The sequence below is a fragment of the Saccharothrix sp. S26 genome, assembly GCF_021390395.1.
Lineage (GTDB): Bacteria > Actinomycetota > Actinomycetes > Mycobacteriales > Pseudonocardiaceae > Actinosynnema.
On the sequence record NZ_JAJUWT010000020.1, the window covers coordinates 107,383 to 126,317 of the forward strand.

An 18,935-nucleotide genomic window follows, 5' to 3' on the forward strand; every position below is an offset into this window, starting at 1 on the left:
CCAAACCGATAACTCCCAGCACCGCACCCGCACGTCGTCTGATGGTCGGCCCCGCCGACGGTGTCCCGCGCACGCGCCCATGCTCGCAGGCGTGTGGGACGGTGGTGGCATGAGTGCACGGGACGTGATGGCCCTCGCCCGGCGGATCACCGCGCTCACCGGCGCGGGGGTGTCGCTGGAGTCGGGCGTGGTGCGGTTCCGGTTCGACGCGGAGTCGTTCCTGGCCTCGGCGCGCGTGCGGCGCGAGGTGTGGCGGTCCTGGCTGGACGATCCCTTGTGGACGGCCGAGCCGAACGCCGCGCACCGGGCGTTGGCCCGGTTGCAGCGGGCCGGGCGGGTGCGGTCGCTGCTGACGCAGAACGTCGACGGGCTGCACCAGCGGGCCGGCTCGACGGTGCTGGAGCTGCACGGGTCGATGACGCGTGTGGTGTGCGTCTCTTGTGGCGTCACCGGCCCGATGAGCGACGCGCTGGCCCGGGCGCGCGCCGGCGAGGTGCCACCGGACTGCGCGGTGTGCGGCGGGGTGCTGCGGCCCGCGGCGGTCGCGTTCGGCGAGCCGTTGTCCGACGACGTGGTGCGCGCCGCGCGGATGGCCGTGCTGGACTGCGACGTGATGCTGGTGGTCGGCACGTCGCTCACGGTCGAGCCCGCCGCCGGGCTGGTGCCGCTGGCGGCGAAGGCGGGCGCGGCCGTGGTGATCTGCGCCCTGGACCCGACGCCGTACGACTCGCTGGCGGCGGCCGTGGTGCGCGAGCCCGCGTCGTCGGCGTTGCCGGAGCTGGCCGCCGTGCCCGTGGTGGCGACCGGCCCCATCCGCACGTGGGGCGACCCCAGCACCTGGTGACCACCTGATCGTGCTGCGCAACCACCCGTGCGTGGACCGGGAGGGGTGGAAGGGTGTGACGGCATGGGGAGTCAGCAGTCACCGATCAACCTCCGTGACGCGGTGGTCGTGCCGGGGTTGGTCGACGAGTTGGCCGTGCGCTGGCGGGCCGACCAGTTCAGCGCCCAGGACGAGGGCCACGGCTGGCGGTTCCGGCCCAGGGGCGAGCACCTGGTGTGCCTGGGCGGGCAGGAGTTCCGGCTGGACAACCTCCACTTCCACCGGCCGAGCGAGCACTGGGTGGGCGGCCGGGCGCGTGGCGCGGAGATGCACGCGGTCCACCTCAGGGCGGAGGACGGGCTGCGGGCGTGCGTCGTGGCGGTGTTCGTGGACCTGGGCGAGCCGGGCCCGTCGGAGGCCAAGCCGCCCAGCGGCATCGACCTGCCGGCGCTGTTCCCGGGCGGCGGCTTCCACCGCTACGAGGGCTCGCTGACCACGGGCGAGTTCGACGAGATCGTGAGCTGGGTGGTGATGAACGACCCGGTCCAGGTCGACGACCCGGCCCTGCGCGCCTTCGTCCGCACCCACGCCGACCACCCCCGCCCCGTGCAACCGATCAACCGCAGGTTCGTGCTGACGACCGGATGAGGTGCGGGGTGGGCGTCCGCTACGCCGGCGCGGCCCTCCACCACTCACTGGCGTGTACGCAGACCCGCAGCCAGTCGAGCTCCGGTTGGTTCACGATCATCTCGCCGCCGACGACGGGGATCATGTCCAGGAGCGGACCCAGGTCCATGTCACCGAGCTCCGCGACGACCTGCCGCAGCTCGGGGCGGTCGTAGTGCTCGGCCAGGTGGCTCGCCTTGGTGAATCCGGCGGCGACGAACTGGGCTCCCCAGGTCAACGCGTCCGGTGTGATGGTCAAGGGCTTCCAGCCGTAGCCGCTGTGCAGCAGGGTCGCGGTGGACTCGCCGCGGCGCTGCCGGAACACCAGTTCTTCGCCGTAGGTGTTCATGAAGTACGACACGTAGTCGGTGGTGTCGAGCCGGTGGCCGCTCCTGCTGCTGAGCGCGTGCCGGATCTCCCCGCGCTCCGCGATGTACCTGCGCATTCGCGTCACGAACCCGTCGACGGTGTCGACGTTGAGCACCTCGTTCGAGGACACCTTCACCGACCGGACCTCCTCGCCGGCGATCTTCGCGGTCCGAAGCTGCTCCGAGGCGTTCGCCCAGTGGAGTTCGTCCGTCTCGGGGTCGTGAACCACGCAGGCCACCGGGACGTTGGTGTTGAGCCACGACCGCTCGTGCTGCCTGACTCGCACTCGGTACCCGCTCGCGGCGCGATACGAAGCCCCACCCTTTACTTGCACGGCGATCGTGTCGCCGGTGATCTTCGAGTCCGCGACGAAGGTGACGTACAGGTCTTCGCCGAAGTCGTTGCGTCCGTCGATCCTGTGCACCACGTGGCCCAGTTCCTGGAGCAGGGCGGTCACTCGGTTCAGCGCTCGATCCTCGATGACGCGGTTGGGGTGGACCGTGCTCACTCGGCACTCCTGGCGGTCTCCCCCGGCGTCCGGGGTTCGGCGTTGGCGCGTGCAACGGTAGCCCGGCGAGGTGGTGGTCAATAAGGTCACCTCGTATGCGCGTACCCCTGACTGTCGCCGATTTCCTCTACCGGGCGGAGCAGGTCTTCGCCGACACCACGGCCTGCGTGGACGAGCCCGGGCAGCCCGCAGAGGCCGTGCCGACCACCACCTACGGGCAGTTCGCGACCCGCGTCCGGGCCTGGCAGGCCGGGTTCGACGCGCTCGGCCTCGGCGAGGGCGACCGGGTCGCCGTGGTCAGCCACAACTCGGCCCGGCTGCTCGAACTGCTGCACGCGGTGCCCGCCACCGGGCGCATCGCGGTCCCGGTCAACTTCCGGCTGCGGCCCGACGAGGTGTCCTACATCGTCGAGCACAGCGGCGCGTCCGTGCTGCTCGTGGACCCCGAGCTGGAGCTGGACGGCGTCACGGCGCGGCACCGGTTCGTGCTCGGCGAGCAGACCGAGGCCGAGCTGATGCGCTTCGACACCGAGCCCCGGCCGTGGCGCGAGCCCGACGAGGACGCCACCGCCACGATCAACTACACCTCCGGCACGACCGCCCGGCCCAAGGGCGTCCAGATGACCCACCGCAACATCTGGATCAACGCGGTCACCTTCGCCATGCACGCCCGCGCCTGGGAGCGCGACGTCTACATGCACGTGCTGCCGATGTTCCACTGCAACGGCTGGGGCATGCCCTACGGTTTGGCCGGCCTCGGCGTCCCGCAGGTCGTGCTGCGCAAGGTCGACGGCACGGAGATCCTCGAGCGGGTCCGCGACCACGGCGTCACGCTGATGTGCGGTGCGCCCGCCGTGTGGAACGCCGTGCTCGACGCCGCCCAGGAGTGGGACGGCGAGATCCCCGGCCGCGACCGGGTCCGCATCGTCTGCGCGGGCGCGCCGCCGCCCAGCCGCACGATCGCCCGCGTGGGCGAGGAGCTGGGTTGGGAGTTCCTGCAGCTCTACGGCCTGACCGAGACCTCGCCGCTGTTGACGTTCAACCGCACCCGCCCGGCCGACAACGCGCTGCCCGCCGAGGAGCGGGCGCGCAAGCTGTCCCGCGCGGGCGCGCCGGGGCTGGGCGTGCGGTTGCGGGTGTCCGAGAGCGGCGAGGTGCTGGCCCGCGGCAACGTCGTCATGGCCGGCTACTGGGACAACCCCGAGGCCAGCGCCGAGGCGTTGGAGGGCGGCTGGTTCCACACCGGCGACGGCGGCGAGCTGGACGACGAGGGCCACCTGACGATCTCCGACCGCAAGAAGGACGTGATCATCACCGGCGGCGAGAACGTGTCGTCCATCGAGGTCGAGGACGCCCTGTTCAGCCACCCGGCGGTGGCCGAGGCGGCGGTCATCGGCGTGCCGCACGACAAGTGGGGCGAGACGATCAAGGCGCTGGTCGTGCGGGCCGAGGGCGCGCAGGTCACCGAGGCGGAGCTGATCGCGCACTGCAAGGCCCGGCTCGCCGGCTACAAGGCGCCGACCTCGGTCGAGTTCCGCGACGCCATCCCGCGCACCGCCACCGGCAAGGTGCAGAAGTTCAAGCTGCGCGAGCCGTACTGGGCCGACCTCGACCGCAAGGTCAACTGACGGTGGCGACCCTCACCCGAGCGGGGGCTTTTCCCCGCGTCGGGTGTGGCCCATGTGGCTGATGTTCATGCCGGGTCAATTGGAAACGGTGAGGCACGAGTGGCAGAGTCAGCCCGGGTAGCGCCGTTCGGTGTAACGCCGTGCGGCCGAGTGCGCGGGGAGGGCGGCAGTCGTGACTCGTTGGATCATCCCGGTCGTGATCGCGTTGACCACCGCGATGGGCCCGGCCGCGCACGCCGTGCCGCCACCGCCGCCCAACCCCAGCGACGCCGAGATCAGCGCGGGCCGGCAGGAGGCCGACGCCAAGGCCGCCCGCGTCGGTGAGCTGACCGGCCGGCTCACCGACGCCGAGGCCCGGCTGCGCGAGCTGACCGACGACGTCGCGTTCAAGCTCGAACTGGCCAACAAGGCGCGCGTCGACCTGGACACCGCCCGCACCGAGGCCGACCGGGCGCGCCAGGACGCGGACGCCGCGCGGGTGGAGGCCGAGGCCGCCGGCCGGGCCGTCGAGGACGCGCGGGTCCGGCTGGACGAGTTCGCGGGCGCGAGCTTCGAGCAGGGCAGCGTCGTCGGTTCCGTCTCGGCGTACTTCGGCGCGACCAGCCCGGAGGACCTGCTCGCCCGCGCACAGCTGTTGCAGGCCGTCAGCGAGTCGAGCCTCGACGCGCTGGACGACGTTGAGCGCAGCCGTGCCGAGCAGGCGAACAAGGACTCCGCCGCCCGCGCCGCGCTCGACCTGGCCGACCGCAAGCAGGCCGCCGCCGACCAGGCCAAGAGGGACGCGGACGCGGCGCAGTCCGCGGCCGTGCAGGCCCAGCGGGGCCAGGCGGCCGCCGCGCAGGGCCTCCAGGACGAGAAGTCGCGCGTCGAAGGCGAGCTGGACCAGGCGTTGCACGCGGTCGAAGGGCTGGAGGGCCAACGCGCCCAGTACGACCGGTGGCTGGACGACAAGCGCCGTGAGGACGAGGAAGCCGCACGTCAGGCCGCGCTCGCCGCCGCCGCGCCGAAACCGCAGGCGCCCCGTCCCCAACCGGTGGTCGCGCCCGTCGGCGGCAGCGTCGAGACCGTCGTCTCCCGCGCCCTGAGCCAGCTCGGCGTGCGGTACTCGTGGGGCGGCGGCAACTACGACGGCCCCACGGTCGGCATCCGCGACGGCGGCGCGGGCGACGCGCACGGCGACTACTACAGCGTCGGCTTCGACTGCTCCGGGCTGATGATGTACGCGTTCGCGGGCGCCGGCGTCTACCTGCCGCACTACAGCGGCTACCAGTACAACGCGGGCCGCAAGGTGCCGCTGACGCAGGCGCAGCGCGGCGACATGCTGTTCTGGGGACCGGGCGGCGGCACGCACGTCGCGCTCTACCTCGGCGGCGGGATGATGGTCGAGGCGCCGTACTCCGGCTCGCACGTCCGCATCGCCCCGGTCCGCTACGCCGGGATCATGCCGTACGCCACGCGGGTGCTGTAGCCGTCACCCCCGGTCGCCCACCGGCTCCAGGCGCAGGGCCCGGACCTCCTCGCGCAACGCCCGGATCTCCTCGGCCAGCCGGTCGTCCGCGTCACCGCGCACCGGGGCGGACTCGGACTCCATCGCGCTGCACACGACGGCGATGAACAGGTTCAGCATGGTGAACGTGCCGACCAGCAGGTAGACCAGGAAGAAGATCCAGGCGAACGGCTGCGTGGCCATCAGGTCGCGCATCACGTCCGACCACCCGTCGCCGGTGGTGATCTGGAACAACGTCAGCACGGTCGCGCCGAGGTCGCCGAACCGGGGGTCGCCACTGGCGCGGAACAGGTTGATGGCGACCACGCTGCCGACGTAGAGCATCAGCAGGAGCAGGCCGGACAGCGACAGCAGGCCCGGGATCGACCTCACCAGCGCGGTGACCACGCGGCGCATGCTCGGCACCATCGCGACCAGCCGCAGCGCCCGCAGGACGCGCAGCGCCCGGACCACGGACAGCGGACCGGCCGCGGGCAGCAGGGCGACGCCGACGACGACGAAGTCGAAGCAGTTCCACGGGTCGCGGAAGAACCGCGGCCCGTGCGCGTACAGCCGCGCGGCCAGTTCGAGGACGAAGAGCCCCAGGGCGGCGCCGTCCAGCGCGTCGAACACCTCGCCGTAGGACGAGGCGAGGGTCGTGGAGGTCTCGCAGCCGAGGGTGATCGCGTTGACCACGATCACCGCGATGACCATCCGCTGGAAGCGCCTGCCGTCCACGACGTCGCGGACGCGGTCGCGCAGAGCCATGCCGAACTCCTCCTGCACGGGTGGGGATCTCGCTCGATCGAGCACCGCCCCATCGGCGTGCGGATCGTACGGCTTGAGCGAATTCACCTGGTCGAGCGGAAGAATGTCGATTTTGCCCGGGTGTAGTCGTCGTAGTCGTCGTCTCCGGCGTGCGTTTCCGCCGCACGCAGTTTCGCCGTCTCGTACGCCTCGCGCACGATCGGATAGGCGCGCAGCCGGTCCCGGAAGCGGATGGTCTCCCGCTGCCACGGGTTGCCGAACAGCCGCACGTGCACGATCGCGGGCTCCGCCGGGTCCGGTCGGAAGTAGAGCCGCTTGCGGTACAGCTCCGCCGGCACGTCCGGGTCGCTGCGCCAGTCATGGGTCACGCCCGGGAGTCGGGCCGCGCCCCCTTGGCGACGCGGAACCCCAGTGCCGCCAACACGGGGTCGAGGTCGGCGTGCTCGGGCAGCGCGGTCACGCCGAGCTGGAGGTCCACGAACCGCTTGGCGCGCAAGCCGGGCACGGCGGTCGAGCCGATGTGCTCGTAGCTCCACGAGGGTTCGGCGAGGTGCGTGCGCAGCCGGTCCAGCAGCCGGCGGGCGGCGAACGGCAGCCGCGGGTCGTGCTCCTCCAGCACCGGTGGTGTGCGGGGTGGCGGCTCGATGCCGGCGAACCGGCGTGCGAACGGCGCGACCCGGTCCGCCCAGAGCGCGTCCGCGTGGTCCGGGTCGTCCACCACGACGTCCGCGCGCCCGTCCTCGACGCCGCTGACCACGAGCGCGGCGGGTCCGGGCCGGTCGAGCACGGTCACCAGCCCGGTCGTGTCCAGCGCGCGCAACCGGTCCGCGACGGCTGGTGCGGACACCACCTCGACGCGCAGCCGTGGTCCACCCATGGGTCCATGATGGCGCGGGCCCCGCCGGGTGGACGGGACCCGCGCCCCGCGTCAGCGGTCCATCAGGGCGAACACGCCCCAGCCCACGTACTCGCGCTCGTAGCGCGCGTAGCGGACCGGCGCGCTGGTGAGCTCGGCCCGCATCACGGGCACCAGCTCGTCGTCGGGGTTCTCGTCCAGCCAACGGCGGGTGTTGAGCCACTGCGCCGCGACGTAGCGGTCCCAGCTGTCCTGGTCGGCCAGCACCATCTCGACCACGTCGCAGCCCAGCTCCCCGAACTGCGCCAGGAGTTCGGGCAGCGGCAGGTAGTCGTCCCGGTCCGGGACGCCGCTGCCCTCCACGGCGGCCTGGTCGGGCGGGTGCTGCCGCCAGAACGGGTGCCCGATCAGCAGCAGGCCGCCGGGGCGCAGGCTGCGCCGCAACAGCTCCACCGTGCCGGGCACGCCGTCGCCGATCCAGGTGGCGCCGACGCACGCGGCGACGTCCACCGGCTCGTCCGCGACGTGGCCCGACGCGTCGCCGTGCACGAACTCCACCCGGTCGGCCACGCCCAGCTCGGCCGCGCGTGCCCGCGCCGAGGCCAGGAACGTCGCGCTGAGGTCGACGCCCGTGCCGGTCGTCCCGTGGTCACGGGCCCAGGTGCACAGCAGCTCGCCCGAGCCGCACGCCAGGTCGAGCACGTGCCACCCGGGATCGGGCCGCAACGCCCGCCCGAGGACGGCCAGCTTGGCGTCGTCGAGCGGGTTGTGGATGCGGTGGGTGCTTTCGCGGATGGTGAAACTACGGGGTATGTCCACTTCCGGTGGTCCTCACGTCCAGGGGAATGGTCGGCGTGATCGGCCGCTCGGCGGCCGGGACCCGGACGGGCATGCACTGCACCTCTTCGCACCGGTGAGGACGGACGGCGGTGAGGCTAGGCACGGTCGCGGGTGGCTGTCCATCGGATTTCAGGACGTCTCAACTGGTCTCTCCGCAGAAGGCCGAGGGGTGGATATGAACCCCTATTCGGCACGATCTCGGAATGCGCACCCCAGAAATGCGGAGAAATGCTTCCGATCACCCGAATGCGCGGCGCGGATTCGGTAGCGTCGGTGTTCACAGGGAGGAAGTCAAGTCCAGGGGGGACCATGACGGCCGGCCGCTTGATTCTCGCCGACGGCGAATTGACCTATGACAGACGGGGCGAGGGGCCTCCGCTGGTGCTGCTGCACGGAGGCGGCCTCAGCGGCGTCACGTGGGACCGCCAGTTCTCGTCGCTCGCCCGCGACCACGAGGTGGTGCGGTACGACGCGCGCGGCCACGGCGGGTCGTCGCCGGTCACCGGCCCCTTCTCGCACCACCGCGACCTGGCCGGCCTGCTGGACGGGCTGGGCCTGGACCGGCCCACGCTGGTGGGCGTGTCGCTGGGCGCGCGCACCGCGGTCGACTTCGCGCTCGCCCACCCCGACCGGGTGGCGGGCCTGGTGCTGGTCGGGCCGGGTGTCAGCGGCATGAAGTTCGAGGACCCGTTCATCGTCGGGCTGAACGCCCGGCTGTGGGCGTCGACCACCGTGGACGAGGCCGCGGAGCACGTGGTGCGGATGTGGGTGGACGGCCCCCACCGGTCACCGGACGACGTGGACCCGGCGGTGCGGGAGCTGTGCCGCGGCCTGACCGCCCACGCCGTCGCGCTCGGCGCGTTCGGCACGCCGCCCGACGAGCTGCACGCCGTGGACCGACTGCACGAGCTGCGCGCGCGGACGCTGGTGGTCGTGGGCGACCTCGACTCGTCCGACATCCACGCCGTGGCCGACGCGGTGCTGCGGGACGCGCCCCGCGCGGAGAAGGTCGTGGTGCGGGGCGCGGGCCACCTGGTCGACCTCGACCGGCCCGACGAGTTCGACCGGGCCCTGCTCCGGTTCCTGCGCGCGCGATGACCGGCGGCTTCCACCAGGCGGTGCTGGAACGGGCCGACGCCGCCGTGCTCGTGGTCGACCCGACCGACCTGGGCGTGCGGTGGGCGTCCCCGGCGGCCCGGCGGTTGTTCGGCGGCGCGTCCGGCCAGTTGCCGGACCTCGTGGCGAACGGTGACGCGGCCGCGGTCGGTACGTTCCTGCAGGCGGCGGGCCGCGCGGGGGCGTCGCGGCTGACGTGCGCGGTGCCGGTGGAGGGTTCCGCGCACCGGCGCGTGGACCTCGTCGCGCGCGACCTGAGTGCCGACCCGGACGTGCGCGGCCTGGTCGTGGTGGCGCTCGACGTCACGGGCTGGGCCGAGACGGCCGACGAGCTCGGCAGCAGGCTCAACACCGACGCGTTGACCGGCCTGGCGAGCCGCACGGGGTTCGTGCCGCGGCTGGAGCAGGCCGTGCGCGGCGCGCCGGGGCCGGTGCTGGTGTTCCTCGACCTCGACCAGTTCAAGGACGTCAACGACCGCCACGGGCACGCCGCGGGCGACCACGTGCTGCGGCTGGTGGCGTCCCGGCTGGCCGCGGTGGTGGCCGGTCGCGGCACGGCGGCCCGGCTCGGCGGCGACGAGTTCGCCGTGCTGCTCGACGAGCTGGACGAGCAGCGGGCGATCGCCGCGGCCCAGGAGATCCTGGCCGTGATCGGCACGCCGGTGACGCTGGACGAGGGCGTGGTCCGGGTGTCGGTCTCGGCGGGCATCACGTTCGTCCGGCCCGGTCACAGCGCCGAGGACCTGCTGCACCAGGCCGACCTCGCGATGTACCGGGCGAAGACGATCGGACCGGTGGGCGTGGCCGTCTACGACGAGGACCTGGAGGACTGGGCGCTGGCCCGCAAGCACCAGGTCGACCGGCTCGCCGAGCGGCTGGAGGAGCTGCACGCCGAGAACCGGGCGCTGGCCGAGGCGGCGACCATCGACCAGCGGACGGGCCTGCCGAACCCGGCCACGTTCGACGTCGACCACGCCCGCCGCAACCGCGTCGGCGAGCCGTACAGCCTGCTGCTGGTCGACATCGACCGGTTCCACAGCTACAACACGCTGTACCGGTACCTGGCCGGGCACGAGACGTTGCGCAAGGTCGGTGAGGCCATCGACCGGACCACCCGGGCGGGTGACCGCGCGTACCGGTACGGGGGCGAGGAGTTCACCGTGCTGCTGCCCGGCACGCGGTTGGACGGCGCGCTGGCGTCGGGGGAGCGGATCAGGCAGGCGGTGGAACGGCTCGGCCTGGAGCACCGGGGCAACCCCGGCGGTGTGGTGACGGTGTCGATCGGCGCGGTGGAGGTCGTGCCGGGCGCGTCGGTGACCGACGCGGTGGAGGAGGCCAGCGTGGCGGTGCTGGAGGCCAAGGACGCGGGCCGCAACCGGGTGGTCGGCCGCGTCGCCGGCCTCACGCCGTGAGCGCGTCCAGCGGCGCGTCCTCGATCGCGTCGGCCGACGACCGCCGTCCGGCCAGGACGTCGGTGATGGCGGGCAACCCCGAGCCGGGTGCGCGCAGGTCGCGGATCGGCCTGGCGACCCGGCGGCTGTCGCCGGACGGCCCGGAGGTGACCGGTCTCCGGCGCCCGCGCCCTGCTCGACCACCGGCTCACCCGCACGGCGCTCCGAGTCGTCCGTTTAGCCTAGCTAATGACTACTCACGGTAGAAATATGGGCAAGATGCATTGCGAATCAATGAATTCACCTGGGCTGTTCTGGTGAAGGCGGTCACGGCCAGTTAGTAATGGGCGTGCCCCACGACTCGATGCAGCACTTCTCCGACGGCCTCTCCACCCTCGTGCTCGCCTACGTCGTCTCCGTCATCGGCTCGCTGATCGGCCTCGCCTGCATGGCCCGCGCCCAAGCCGAGCCCGACCGCGCCGTCAAGGCGCGCTGGACCGTGCTCGGCGCGTTCGCCATCGGCGGCGTCGCCATCTGGCTCATGCACTTCATCGCCATGCTCGGCTTCGACATCCCCGGCACCACGATCAAGTACTCCGTGCCGCTGACCGCGTTGTCCGCCGTGGCGGCGATCGGTGTGGTCGGGATCGGGCTGTCGCTGGTCACGCTCATCCGGTTCACCAAGATGCGGCTGCTGCTCGCGGGCCTGCTGGCCGGGCTCGGCGTGGCGGGCATGCACTACCTCGGCATGTCCGCGATCCGGTTCCGCGGCGAGATCTCCTACGACAGCGCGCTCGTCGCGCTGTCGTGCGTGATCGCGGTGGTGGCGGCGACCGCGGCGTTCTGGTTCACGCTCGTCGTCAAGACGGCGTTGGCCCGCACCGCGGCCGGGTTGATCATGGGTGTGGCGGTCACCGGCATGCACTACACCGGCATGGCCGCGGTGCGGGTCACCACCGACCCGACGATCGCCGCGCCGCAGGGCGCCGCCGTGTTCGACCTGGTGTTCCCGGTGTTCGTGCTGAGCGCGTTGGTGGTGGCGGGGCTGCTGTGGCTGCTCTTCACCGCGGACGACGACGCGCTGGGCGAGCCCGTCTAGCCGCTACCGTGGGCGCGTGTCCTGGACGGCGGTGGTCCTCGCGGGTGGTCGGGGCAGCAGGCTGGGCGGCGTCGACAAGGCGTCGGTCGTGGTCGGCGGCCGCACGCTGCTCGACCACGTGCTGGACGCGGTCTCGCACGCCCGGCGGACCGTGGTCGTCGGCCCGCGCAAGGACGACGTGCCCGGCGTGACGTGGACGCGGGAGGACCCGCCCGGCGGCGGACCCGTCGCGGGGGTGGCGGCCGGTCTCGCGCACGTGGGAACCGACCTGGTCGTGGTGCTCGCGGTGGACCAGCCGGGCGTCACCCGGTCCACGGTGGACCGCCTGCTCGCCGCCGTCGGCGACACCGGCGCGGTCCTCGTGGACGACGAAGGGCGCTCGCAGTGGCTCATCGGCGCGTGGCGCACCGAGGCGTTGCGCCGGGCACTGCCCCCCGACCCGCGGGACGTCTCGATGAGGTCGGTCCTCGGGCCTCTCGCCCCCGCGTCGGTGGTCGCCCGACCGGGTGAAGCGCGGGATGTCGACACCCCGCGCGACCTGATGCCGTGACGCGCGACCAAGATCGGGTGCGCGGGGCGTGAGCTGCGTCGCGGCCCGATTCCGGGGCCGACCCCCTTCACAAGAGCCATACCGACGGCAGGGGAGACTGGGCCACAGTCGTACAACCCTGTCGAGGAGGACCTTTGTCCGAGCCCGCCGCCGAGGCGCCCAACACGCCGGCTCGTGACGCCCAGTTGCTCGAACGCACCGTGTTCGAGGTCAAGCGGGTGATCGTCGGTCAGGACCGGCTGGTCGAGCGGATGCTCGTCGGCCTGCTGGCCAAGGGCCACCTGCTGCTGGAGGGCGTGCCCGGCGTGGCGAAGACGCTGGCCGTGGAGACGTTCGCAGCCGTCGTCGGCGGCTCGTTCTCCCGCGTGCAGTTCACCCCCGACCTGGTGCCCGCCGACATCCTCGGCACCCGCATCTACCGCCAGGGCAGCGAGAGCTTCGACGTCGAGCTCGGCCCCGTGGTGGCGAACTTCGTGCTCGCCGACGAGATCAACCGCGCGCCCGCCAAGGTGCAGTCGGCGATGCTGGAGGTCATGGCCGAGCGGCACGTGTCCATCGGCGGCAAGACGTTCCCGATGCCCACCCCGTTCCTGGTCCTGGCCACCCAGAACCCGATCGAGAACGAGGGCGTCTACCCCCTGCCCGAGGCGCAGCGCGACCGGTTCCTGTTCAAGATCCAGGTCGAGTACCCCACGGCCGAGGAGGAGCGGGAGATCGTCTACCGGATGGGCGTCGAGCCGCCGGTGCCCAACCAGGTGCTCGGCCCGGACGAGCTGGTGCGCCTGCAGGGCGTCGCCTCCCGGGTCTTCGTGCACCACGCGCTGGTCGACTACGTGGTGCGGCTGGTCATCGCGACCCGCGCGCCCAAGGAGCACCAGCTCACCGACGTGGCCGGGTGGGTCGCCTACGGCGCCTCGCCGCGCGCCAGCCTCGGCATCATCGCCGCCGCCCGTGCCCTGGCGCTGGTGCGCGGGCGCGACTACGTGCTGCCGCAGGACATCGTGGACGTGGTGCCGGACGTGCTGCGCCACCGCCTCGTGCTGTCCTACGACGCCCTGGCCGACGGCGTGCCGCTGGACCACATCATCACCCGCGTGCTCCAGACCGTGCCGCTGCCCCAGGTCTCGGCGCGTCCGCAGACGCCGCAGCCCGCGGGCAGGCCGTGACCGAGCCGAAACCGGGTGACGACCGGCCGAGCTGGGCACCGCCCGTGCTGCACGGCGGCCGGATGGAAGCGGCGCTGCGCACGCTCGAACTGGAGGTCCGCCGCCGGCTCGACGGGCTGCTCCAGGGCAACCACCTGGGCCTGGTGCCGGGACCGGGCTCCGAACCCGGCGAGGCGCGGCCCTACCAGCCCGGCGACGACGTGCGGCGGATGGACTGGGCGGTCACCGCACGCACCACCGTGCCGCACATCCGCGAGACCGTCGCCGACCGCGAGCTGGAGACGTGGCTCGCCATCGACCTGTCGCCCAGCCTCGACTTCGGCACGGCGGTCTGCGAGAAGCGCGACCTGGTGGTCGCCGCGACGGCCGCGGTCGCGCACCTGACCCGCGGCGGCGGCAACCGGATCGGCGCGCTGGTGTCCACCGGCGCGGAGCTGGTCCGCGTGCCCGCACGAGGTGGCCTGGCGCACTCGCGCGGCCTGATCCGCAAGGTCGCCGAGACGCCGCGCGCCCCCGAGGGCACCCGCGGCTCGCTGGCCGACGTGGTCGAGCAGCTGCGCCGCCCGCCGCGACGACGTGGCCTGGTCGTGGTGATCTCGGACTTCCTCGGCGGCACGGAGTGGCAGCGCCCGCTGCGCGCGTTGTCCGCCCGGCACGACCTGGTGGCCATCGAGGTGGTCGACCCGCGTGACATCGACCTGCCCGAGGTCGGCACGGTCGTGCTGGCCGACCCCGAGTCGGGCCGGCAGCGCGAGGTCGTCGCGTCACCGCTGCTGCGCCGCGAGTTCGCCGCCGCGGCGGCCGAGCACCGCGCCGAGGTGGCCGCGGGCCTGCGCCGCGCCAACGCCGGGCACCTGGTCCTGCGCACCGACTCGGATTGGATCGCCGACACCGTCAGGTTCGTCGTCGCGCGCAAGCGCCGCTGGTCGGGAGGGGTGGCCTGATGAGCCTGTCGGGTTTCACCGCGCCGTGGTGGTTCCTGCTGCTGGTGGGCGTGGCCGCGCTGGCCGCGTTCTACGTGGTGCTGCAACGCGTGCTGCGCAAGCGGACGTTGCGGTTCGCGAACCTGCCGATGCTGGAGAAGGTCGCGCCCAAGCGGCAGGGCTGGTACCGGCACGTGCCGGTGGCGGTGCTGATGGTCGCGTTCATCGCGCTGACCGTGGCGCTGGCCGGGCCGACCGCCGAGCAGAAGGTGCCGCGCAACCGGGCCACCGTGATGCTGGTGATCGACACGTCGCTGTCGATGAAGGCCACCGACGTGCAGCCGTCCCGGTTGGAGGCCGCGCAGGTGGCGGCCAAGTCGTTCGCCGACGGGCTCACGCCGGGCATCAACCTGGGGCTGATCTCGTTCGCGGGCTCGGCCACCGTGCTGGTCGCGCCGACCACCGACCGTGCCGCGGTCACGCAGAGCATCGACGGGCTCAAGCTCGCCCAGTCCACCGCGACCGGTGACGCGATCGTGGCCGCGCTGGCGGCGATCGACTCGTTCGGCAAGGTCGTCGGCGGCGCGGACGGTCCGCCGCCCGCGCGGGTCGTGCTCATGACCGACGGCAAGGAGACCGTCGGCACGCGTGACGCGTTCGACGCGGCCGAGGACGCGAAGAAGGCGGGCGTGCCGATCTCCACGATCTCGTTCGGCACCGAGGAGGGCGTGGTCGAGATCGAGGGCCGGCGGCAGGAGGTGCCGGTGGACGACGACTCGATGAAGGAGATCGCGAAGCTGTCCGGCGGCGAGTTCTTCAAGGCCGCGAGCGCCGAGGAGTTGCGCCGGGTGTACGACACGCTGGGCGAGCAGATCGGGTACGAGAAGAAGCAGGCCGACGCGTCGCGGCCGTGGGTGGCGCTGGGCACCGTGCTGGGGATGATCGCCGTGGCGGGCGCGCTGCTCTTCGGGCAACGTCTGCCGTGAGGCGGCAGTATGTCGCCCGTGGTGGTGGCGGAGAACTGGCGGGAGATGGTCGACTGGTCCGTGGCGCTGCTGCGCCGCGGTACCGGCGAGGGCGTGCCGGAGTGGAACCGGCGGGTTCTGTCGTCCGGCCTCGACAACGAGCGTGACCTGCGCGTTTGGCTGCGCGAGCAGGGCGTGACCGGGTACCCGCAGATGCTGCTGGTGATGGAGCGGTTCGGGTACCCGGACCTGCTGCGGGGGTCGTCGGACGAGGTGGTGGACGCCCAGTACGCCGACCGGCCCGAGCTGCGGCCGATCCTCGACCGGCTGCTGGCCGAGGCGGCGTTGCTGGGGCCGATGCACGTCCAGGCGCGCAAGACCTACGTGGCGCTCGTGACGCCGCGCCGGACGTTCGCGATCGTGAAGGCCAGCACCCGGACCAGGGTGGACCTGGGCCTGCGTCTGGCGGGCCACCCGCCGACGGGCCGACTGGAGCCCGCCGGCTGCCTGGGCAACGACACCATCACCCTGCGGATCGGCATCGGCAGTGCCGACGACGTCGACGACGACACCCTGACCAACCTCCGCCACGCCTACACCGCCAACTCCTGACCGCGCGAGTCCTACGTTCGGAACGCGCGTGTCCTACGTTCGGAACACCCGAGTTGAACGCTCAGAACAGCCCCGGCCGTCCTGAGCGTTGAATTCGGGGGTCGCGAACGTAGGACTCTCGCGTTCCGAACGTAGGACTCTCGCGTTCTGGACGTAGGACACACGCGTTCTGGAGGTAGGACACGCGCGGGTCAGCCGTGGTGGTGGCGGTAGGTGGTGGCGGCGCCGGGGTGCAGGGGCAGGCCGGCGGTGCCGATCAGGCTGCGCACGTCGAGGAACTGGGTGCCCAAGGTCTGCCGGGGCACGAGGGCGGCGGCGCGGGAGATCAGGGTGCGGGTGACGGCGGCGGCCACGTCGTCCGGCAGCGACGCCCGGCAGACCAGGAGGTTGGCCACGCCGATGGTGGGGACCTCGCGGGTCGCGCCGTACACGCCCACCGGCACGGGCACCTGGTCGTAGACCGAGCCGTGCGCCGCACGCAGCCGCGGCACCAGGTCGGCCAGCGGCAGCAGCCGGATGCCGGGCAGCTCGTCCAACGCGGGCGTCGGCACGCCACCCGACCACAGCAGCGCGTCGATCCGCCGCCGCGCCAACGCCTCCGCCGCGTCACCGAGCCGCAGGTGCTCCACCCGAACGGAGTCGCGCAGGCCCAGCGCGACCAGCATCCGCTCACCAGACAGCGACGCGCCCGAGCCCTCCGCGCCCAGCGAGACGGTCCGCCCGGCCAGGTCGGCGGGCACCCGCGCCGGGTCGTCCACCCGCACGACCAGTTGCAGGTAGTTCTCGTACACCCGGCCCAACGCCCGCAGCTCCAGCCCCGGGTCGGCGACGCGGGCCGAGTCGGCCAGGGTCAGCGCCACCTGGACCTCACCCGACGCCAGCAGCGCCAGGTTCGCCAGGCTCCCCTCGGTCTCCAGCACGCGCCCGCGCACGTCGACGAGCTGCTCGGCGAGCAGCGTCGCGAAGTCGAAGTACATGCCGCCGCGCTCACCCGCCGCGATGACCACCTCACCCGACGGCGCGCCGGTCCCGCACCCGGCGGCCAGCAACCCGAGCAGGAACACCCGCCGGTTCACAGCGCGGGCTCCAGCGGCAGCGTCACGCGGGCGGTGAACCCGTCGACCGACGACAGCTCCAGCACGCCGTGCCGCGCCCGGACCAACTGGTCGGCGATCGCGAGCCCCAGGCCCGTGCCCGGCTGCCCGGTCCGCCCCCGCCAGAACCTCGCCGTGGCCAACGACAACTCCTCCTCGCCCAGCCCGGGCCCGTCGTCGTGCACCTCGACCCAGCCGACGCCCGCCGCGCGGTCCGCGCCCAGCGAGACCCGCACCGCGCCGCCGTACTTGACCGCGTTGTCCAGCAGCACGTCCAGCACCTGCGCCAGGTCCGACTCCGGGCAGCGCACGAGCACCGCCAACGCGGGGGTCTCCGGCAACGGCACCTGCCAGAACCCGGCCCGCTCCACCGCGACCGCGCCGACGTCGGCCAGCTCCGGTTCACGCCCGCCCGCCGCGACCTCGGTGGCCGCGCTCTCCGCCGACGCGAGCGCCAGCAGCCCGTCCAGCAGTGACTCCAGCCGTTCGATCTCGGCCACGCCCGCCGCGTACGCCCGCACGCCCTCCGGCTTGACCTGCCCGTTCAACGTGTCCATCCGCAGCCGCAACGCCGCCATCGGGTTGCGCAGCTGGTGCGAGGCGTCCGCGATGAGCCGCCGTTGCTGGTCGGCCGCCTCCGTGACCGCGTCGGACATCCGGTTGAACGACTCCGACAGCTCCCGCACCTCCGGCGGCCCGCTGCTGCCCGGCACGTGCGCCCGCCGCTCGCCCGCCGCCACCGCGCGCACGCCGACCGCGAGCTCCGCCAACGGCTTGAGCAGCCACCGCGCGACGGCCAGCACCAGCAGCACCGAGACGACGGCCGCCGCCAGCGCGCCACCGAGGACCAGCAGCCACCGCCGCGTCACGTCCGCCGCCGCACGGTCCACCGACGCCCGCAGCACCACCGCACCGGCCACCCGCGTCCCCGTGCCGACCGGCCGGGCGAACACCACGTGCCCCGACGACCACGGTGCCAGCGTCGGGACCGTCGACGCGGGCTGGTTGCGCAGCGCCGCGTCCAGCACGCCGGCCAACGCCGGGTCGGCCGCGGTCAGACCGGCCTGGGCGACCGGCTGGCGGCGCGCGTCGACCACGACCACCGGATCGCCGTACAGCTGCACGTACGCGGCCACCTCGTCCTCCAGGGCGGCCTTGTCACCGGTCGTCTCCGCCTGCTGGGCGAGCGCGGCGAACCGGTCCAGGTCGCCGGTGCGGGTCAGCACGAACCGCTGCGTGCGCTCGGCCGCCGTGGAGGACAACAGCGGCACGGCGAACGCCGTCACGGCCGCCCCGGAGAACAGCAGCAGCACCAGCAGCAGGCGGCGGCGCATTCACTTCCCCGTCCGCTCTTCGGCCCCGCCGGGGGCGAGCCGGTAGCCGAAGCCGCGGATGGTGGTCAGCAGGCCGGGACGGCCCAGCTTGGCCCGCAGGCCGGCCAGGTGCACGTCCAGCGACCGCGACACGGCCAGGTACGCGTCGCCCCACACCTCGTCCATGAGCTGCTGGCGGCTCACCGCCGTGCCCGCGCGGCTGGCCAGCGCCGCGAGCACGTCGAACTCCTTGGTGGTCAACGCGATCTCCGCGTCGCCCACCACCACGCGCCTGCCCTCCAGGTCGATCTCCACGTCGCCGACCCGCACCGTGCGGTCCTTCGGCCCGGTGGCCGCCGCGCTGCGCCGCGCGACCGCGTCCATCCGGGCCAGCAACTCACCGAGGCGGACAGGTTTCACCAGGTAGTCGTCCGCGCCGAGACGAAGGCCACGCACGATCGAGCGCTCGTCGCCGCGGGCGGTGAGCACCAGCACGGGCACCGGGGACACCTTGCGGATCTTGCGCAGCACCTCCAACCCGTCGGTGTCGGGCAGGCCCAGGTCGAGGAGCAGCAGGTCGTGGTCGCGGTGCACCAGGAGCGCGTCCGCGCCGCGGGCCACCCGGGTCGGCCGGTGGTCGTTGGCCTCCAGCGCCTCGACCAAGGCGTCGGCGACCCCGTCGTCGTCTTCGACGAGCAGCACGCGCACCCGTCCACCCCCTTTGGTTGGGGCGATTATGGCGTTCGGGGTGTAGACAGTGGC

General features: G+C 73.0%; 20 protein-coding genes. 12 read left to right on the plus strand and 8 right to left on the minus strand.

Annotated features, from left to right (window positions below; genetic code table 11):
• Nucleotides 1-109: 109 nt before the first annotated feature.
• Complete coding sequence (locus LZG04_RS29260; RefSeq protein WP_233822841.1) at nt 110-844, plus strand: Sir2 family NAD-dependent protein deacetylase; 735 nt, start codon at nt 110-112, stop codon at nt 842-844.
• 63 nt (nt 845-907) lie between these two features.
• Nucleotides 908-1,471 (plus strand): carbonic anhydrase family protein, encoded by a 564-nt coding sequence (locus tag LZG04_RS29265; RefSeq protein ID WP_233822843.1) that lies wholly within the window; start codon nt 908-910, stop codon nt 1,469-1,471.
• A 19-nt stretch (nt 1,472-1,490) separates the two neighbouring features.
• Here the strand turns inward: LZG04_RS29265 and LZG04_RS29270 are convergent, their stop codons facing one another.
• A complete protein-coding gene (locus tag LZG04_RS29270) occupies nt 1,491-2,366 on the minus strand; it encodes a DUF4365 domain-containing protein (RefSeq protein WP_233822845.1) in 876 nt (291 codons plus the stop codon).
• Between the two features lie 95 nt (nt 2,367-2,461).
• On the opposite strand from LZG04_RS29270, the gene LZG04_RS29275 reads away from it, so the two are divergent.
• On the plus strand, nt 2,462-3,994 hold the full coding sequence (locus LZG04_RS29275) for an AMP-binding protein (protein WP_233822847.1): 1,533 nt from the start codon (nt 2,462-2,464) through the stop codon (nt 3,992-3,994).
• Between the two features lie 172 nt (nt 3,995-4,166).
• Nucleotides 4,167-5,462 carry an NlpC/P60 family protein gene (locus LZG04_RS29280; RefSeq protein WP_233822849.1) on the plus strand — a complete coding sequence of 432 codons (1,296 nt, stop codon included), beginning with the start codon at nt 4,167-4,169 and terminating at the stop codon, nt 5,460-5,462.
• A 3-nt stretch (nt 5,463-5,465) separates the two neighbouring features.
• On the opposite strand, the gene LZG04_RS29285 is transcribed toward LZG04_RS29280, so the two are convergent.
• The 4 genes from LZG04_RS29285 to LZG04_RS29295 form a co-directional block, all read right to left on the minus strand.
• On the minus strand, nt 5,466-6,248 hold the full coding sequence (locus LZG04_RS29285) for an ion transporter (RefSeq protein ID WP_233822851.1): 783 nt from the start codon (nt 6,246-6,248) through the stop codon (nt 5,466-5,468).
• Between the two features lie 83 nt (nt 6,249-6,331).
• Nucleotides 6,332-6,616: a GrpB family protein gene (locus LZG04_RS42045; protein WP_308199385.1), complete on the minus strand. Its 285-nt coding sequence runs from the start codon at nt 6,614-6,616 to the stop codon at nt 6,332-6,334.
• Nucleotides 6,613-7,125: a GrpB family protein gene (locus tag LZG04_RS42050; RefSeq protein WP_267938276.1), complete on the minus strand. Its 513-nt coding sequence runs from the start codon at nt 7,123-7,125 to the stop codon at nt 6,613-6,615. The genes LZG04_RS42045 and LZG04_RS42050 overlap by 4 nt, the downstream gene beginning before the upstream one ends.
• Before the next feature lie 51 nt (nt 7,126-7,176).
• Nucleotides 7,177-7,923, minus strand: coding sequence for a cyclopropane-fatty-acyl-phospholipid synthase family protein (locus LZG04_RS29295; protein ID WP_233822854.1), 747 nt, complete (start codon nt 7,921-7,923; stop codon nt 7,177-7,179).
• Nucleotides 7,924-8,325: 402 nt separating this feature from the next.
• On the opposite strand from LZG04_RS29295, the gene LZG04_RS29300 reads away from it, so the two are divergent.
• The 8 genes from LZG04_RS29300 to LZG04_RS29335 all read left to right on the plus strand — a co-directional run bounded on the left by LZG04_RS29300 (nt 8,326) and on the right by LZG04_RS29335 (nt 15,766).
• Nucleotides 8,326-9,042 carry an alpha/beta fold hydrolase gene (locus tag LZG04_RS29300; RefSeq protein ID WP_233822855.1) on the plus strand — a complete coding sequence of 239 codons (717 nt, stop codon included), beginning with the start codon at nt 8,326-8,328 and terminating at the stop codon, nt 9,040-9,042.
• Nucleotides 9,039-10,472, plus strand: coding sequence for a diguanylate cyclase domain-containing protein (locus LZG04_RS29305; protein ID WP_233822857.1), 1,434 nt, complete (start codon nt 9,039-9,041; stop codon nt 10,470-10,472). The genes LZG04_RS29300 and LZG04_RS29305 overlap by 4 nt, the downstream gene beginning before the upstream one ends.
• Before the next feature lie 328 nt (nt 10,473-10,800).
• Nucleotides 10,801-11,550 (plus strand): MHYT domain-containing protein, encoded by a 750-nt coding sequence (locus LZG04_RS29310; protein WP_233822860.1) that lies wholly within the window; start codon nt 10,801-10,803, stop codon nt 11,548-11,550.
• Nucleotides 11,551-11,566: 16 nt separating this feature from the next.
• A complete protein-coding gene (locus tag LZG04_RS29315; RefSeq protein ID WP_233822862.1) occupies nt 11,567-12,100 on the plus strand; it encodes a molybdenum cofactor guanylyltransferase in 534 nt (177 codons plus the stop codon).
• A 134-nt stretch (nt 12,101-12,234) separates the two neighbouring features.
• The gene (locus LZG04_RS29320) at nt 12,235-13,266 is read left to right on the plus strand and encodes a MoxR family ATPase (protein WP_233822864.1); all 1,032 of its coding nucleotides are present in this window, start codon (nt 12,235-12,237) and stop codon (nt 13,264-13,266) included.
• 62 nt (nt 13,267-13,328) lie between these two features.
• Nucleotides 13,329-14,210 (plus strand): DUF58 domain-containing protein, encoded by an 882-nt coding sequence (locus LZG04_RS29325; protein WP_233823025.1) that lies wholly within the window; start codon nt 13,329-13,331, stop codon nt 14,208-14,210.
• Entirely contained in the window at nt 14,210-15,175 is a 966-nt protein-coding gene (locus LZG04_RS29330; RefSeq protein WP_233822866.1) for a VWA domain-containing protein, read from the plus strand. Before LZG04_RS29325 ends, LZG04_RS29330 begins: the two co-directional genes overlap by 1 nt.
• A 9-nt stretch (nt 15,176-15,184) precedes the next feature.
• The gene (locus tag LZG04_RS29335; protein ID WP_233822868.1) at nt 15,185-15,766 is read left to right on the plus strand and encodes a DUF5655 domain-containing protein; all 582 of its coding nucleotides are present in this window, start codon (nt 15,185-15,187) and stop codon (nt 15,764-15,766) included.
• Nucleotides 15,767-15,957: 191 nt separating this feature from the next.
• Here LZG04_RS29335 and LZG04_RS29340 read toward each other — a convergent pair whose 3' ends face one another.
• From LZG04_RS29340 to LZG04_RS29350, 3 genes are read right to left on the minus strand one after another with little or no spacing between them, the layout of a single operon-like run.
• Nucleotides 15,958-16,842: a TAXI family TRAP transporter solute-binding subunit gene (locus LZG04_RS29340; RefSeq protein WP_233822870.1), complete on the minus strand. Its 885-nt coding sequence runs from the start codon at nt 16,840-16,842 to the stop codon at nt 15,958-15,960.
• Nucleotides 16,839-18,194, minus strand: coding sequence for a HAMP domain-containing sensor histidine kinase (locus LZG04_RS29345; RefSeq protein WP_233822872.1), 1,356 nt, complete (start codon nt 18,192-18,194; stop codon nt 16,839-16,841). The genes LZG04_RS29340 and LZG04_RS29345 overlap by 4 nt, the downstream gene beginning before the upstream one ends.
• The gene (locus tag LZG04_RS29350; RefSeq protein ID WP_233822874.1) at nt 18,195-18,881 is read right to left on the minus strand and encodes a response regulator transcription factor; all 687 of its coding nucleotides are present in this window, start codon (nt 18,879-18,881) and stop codon (nt 18,195-18,197) included.
• Nucleotides 18,882-18,935 lie beyond the last annotated feature (54 nt).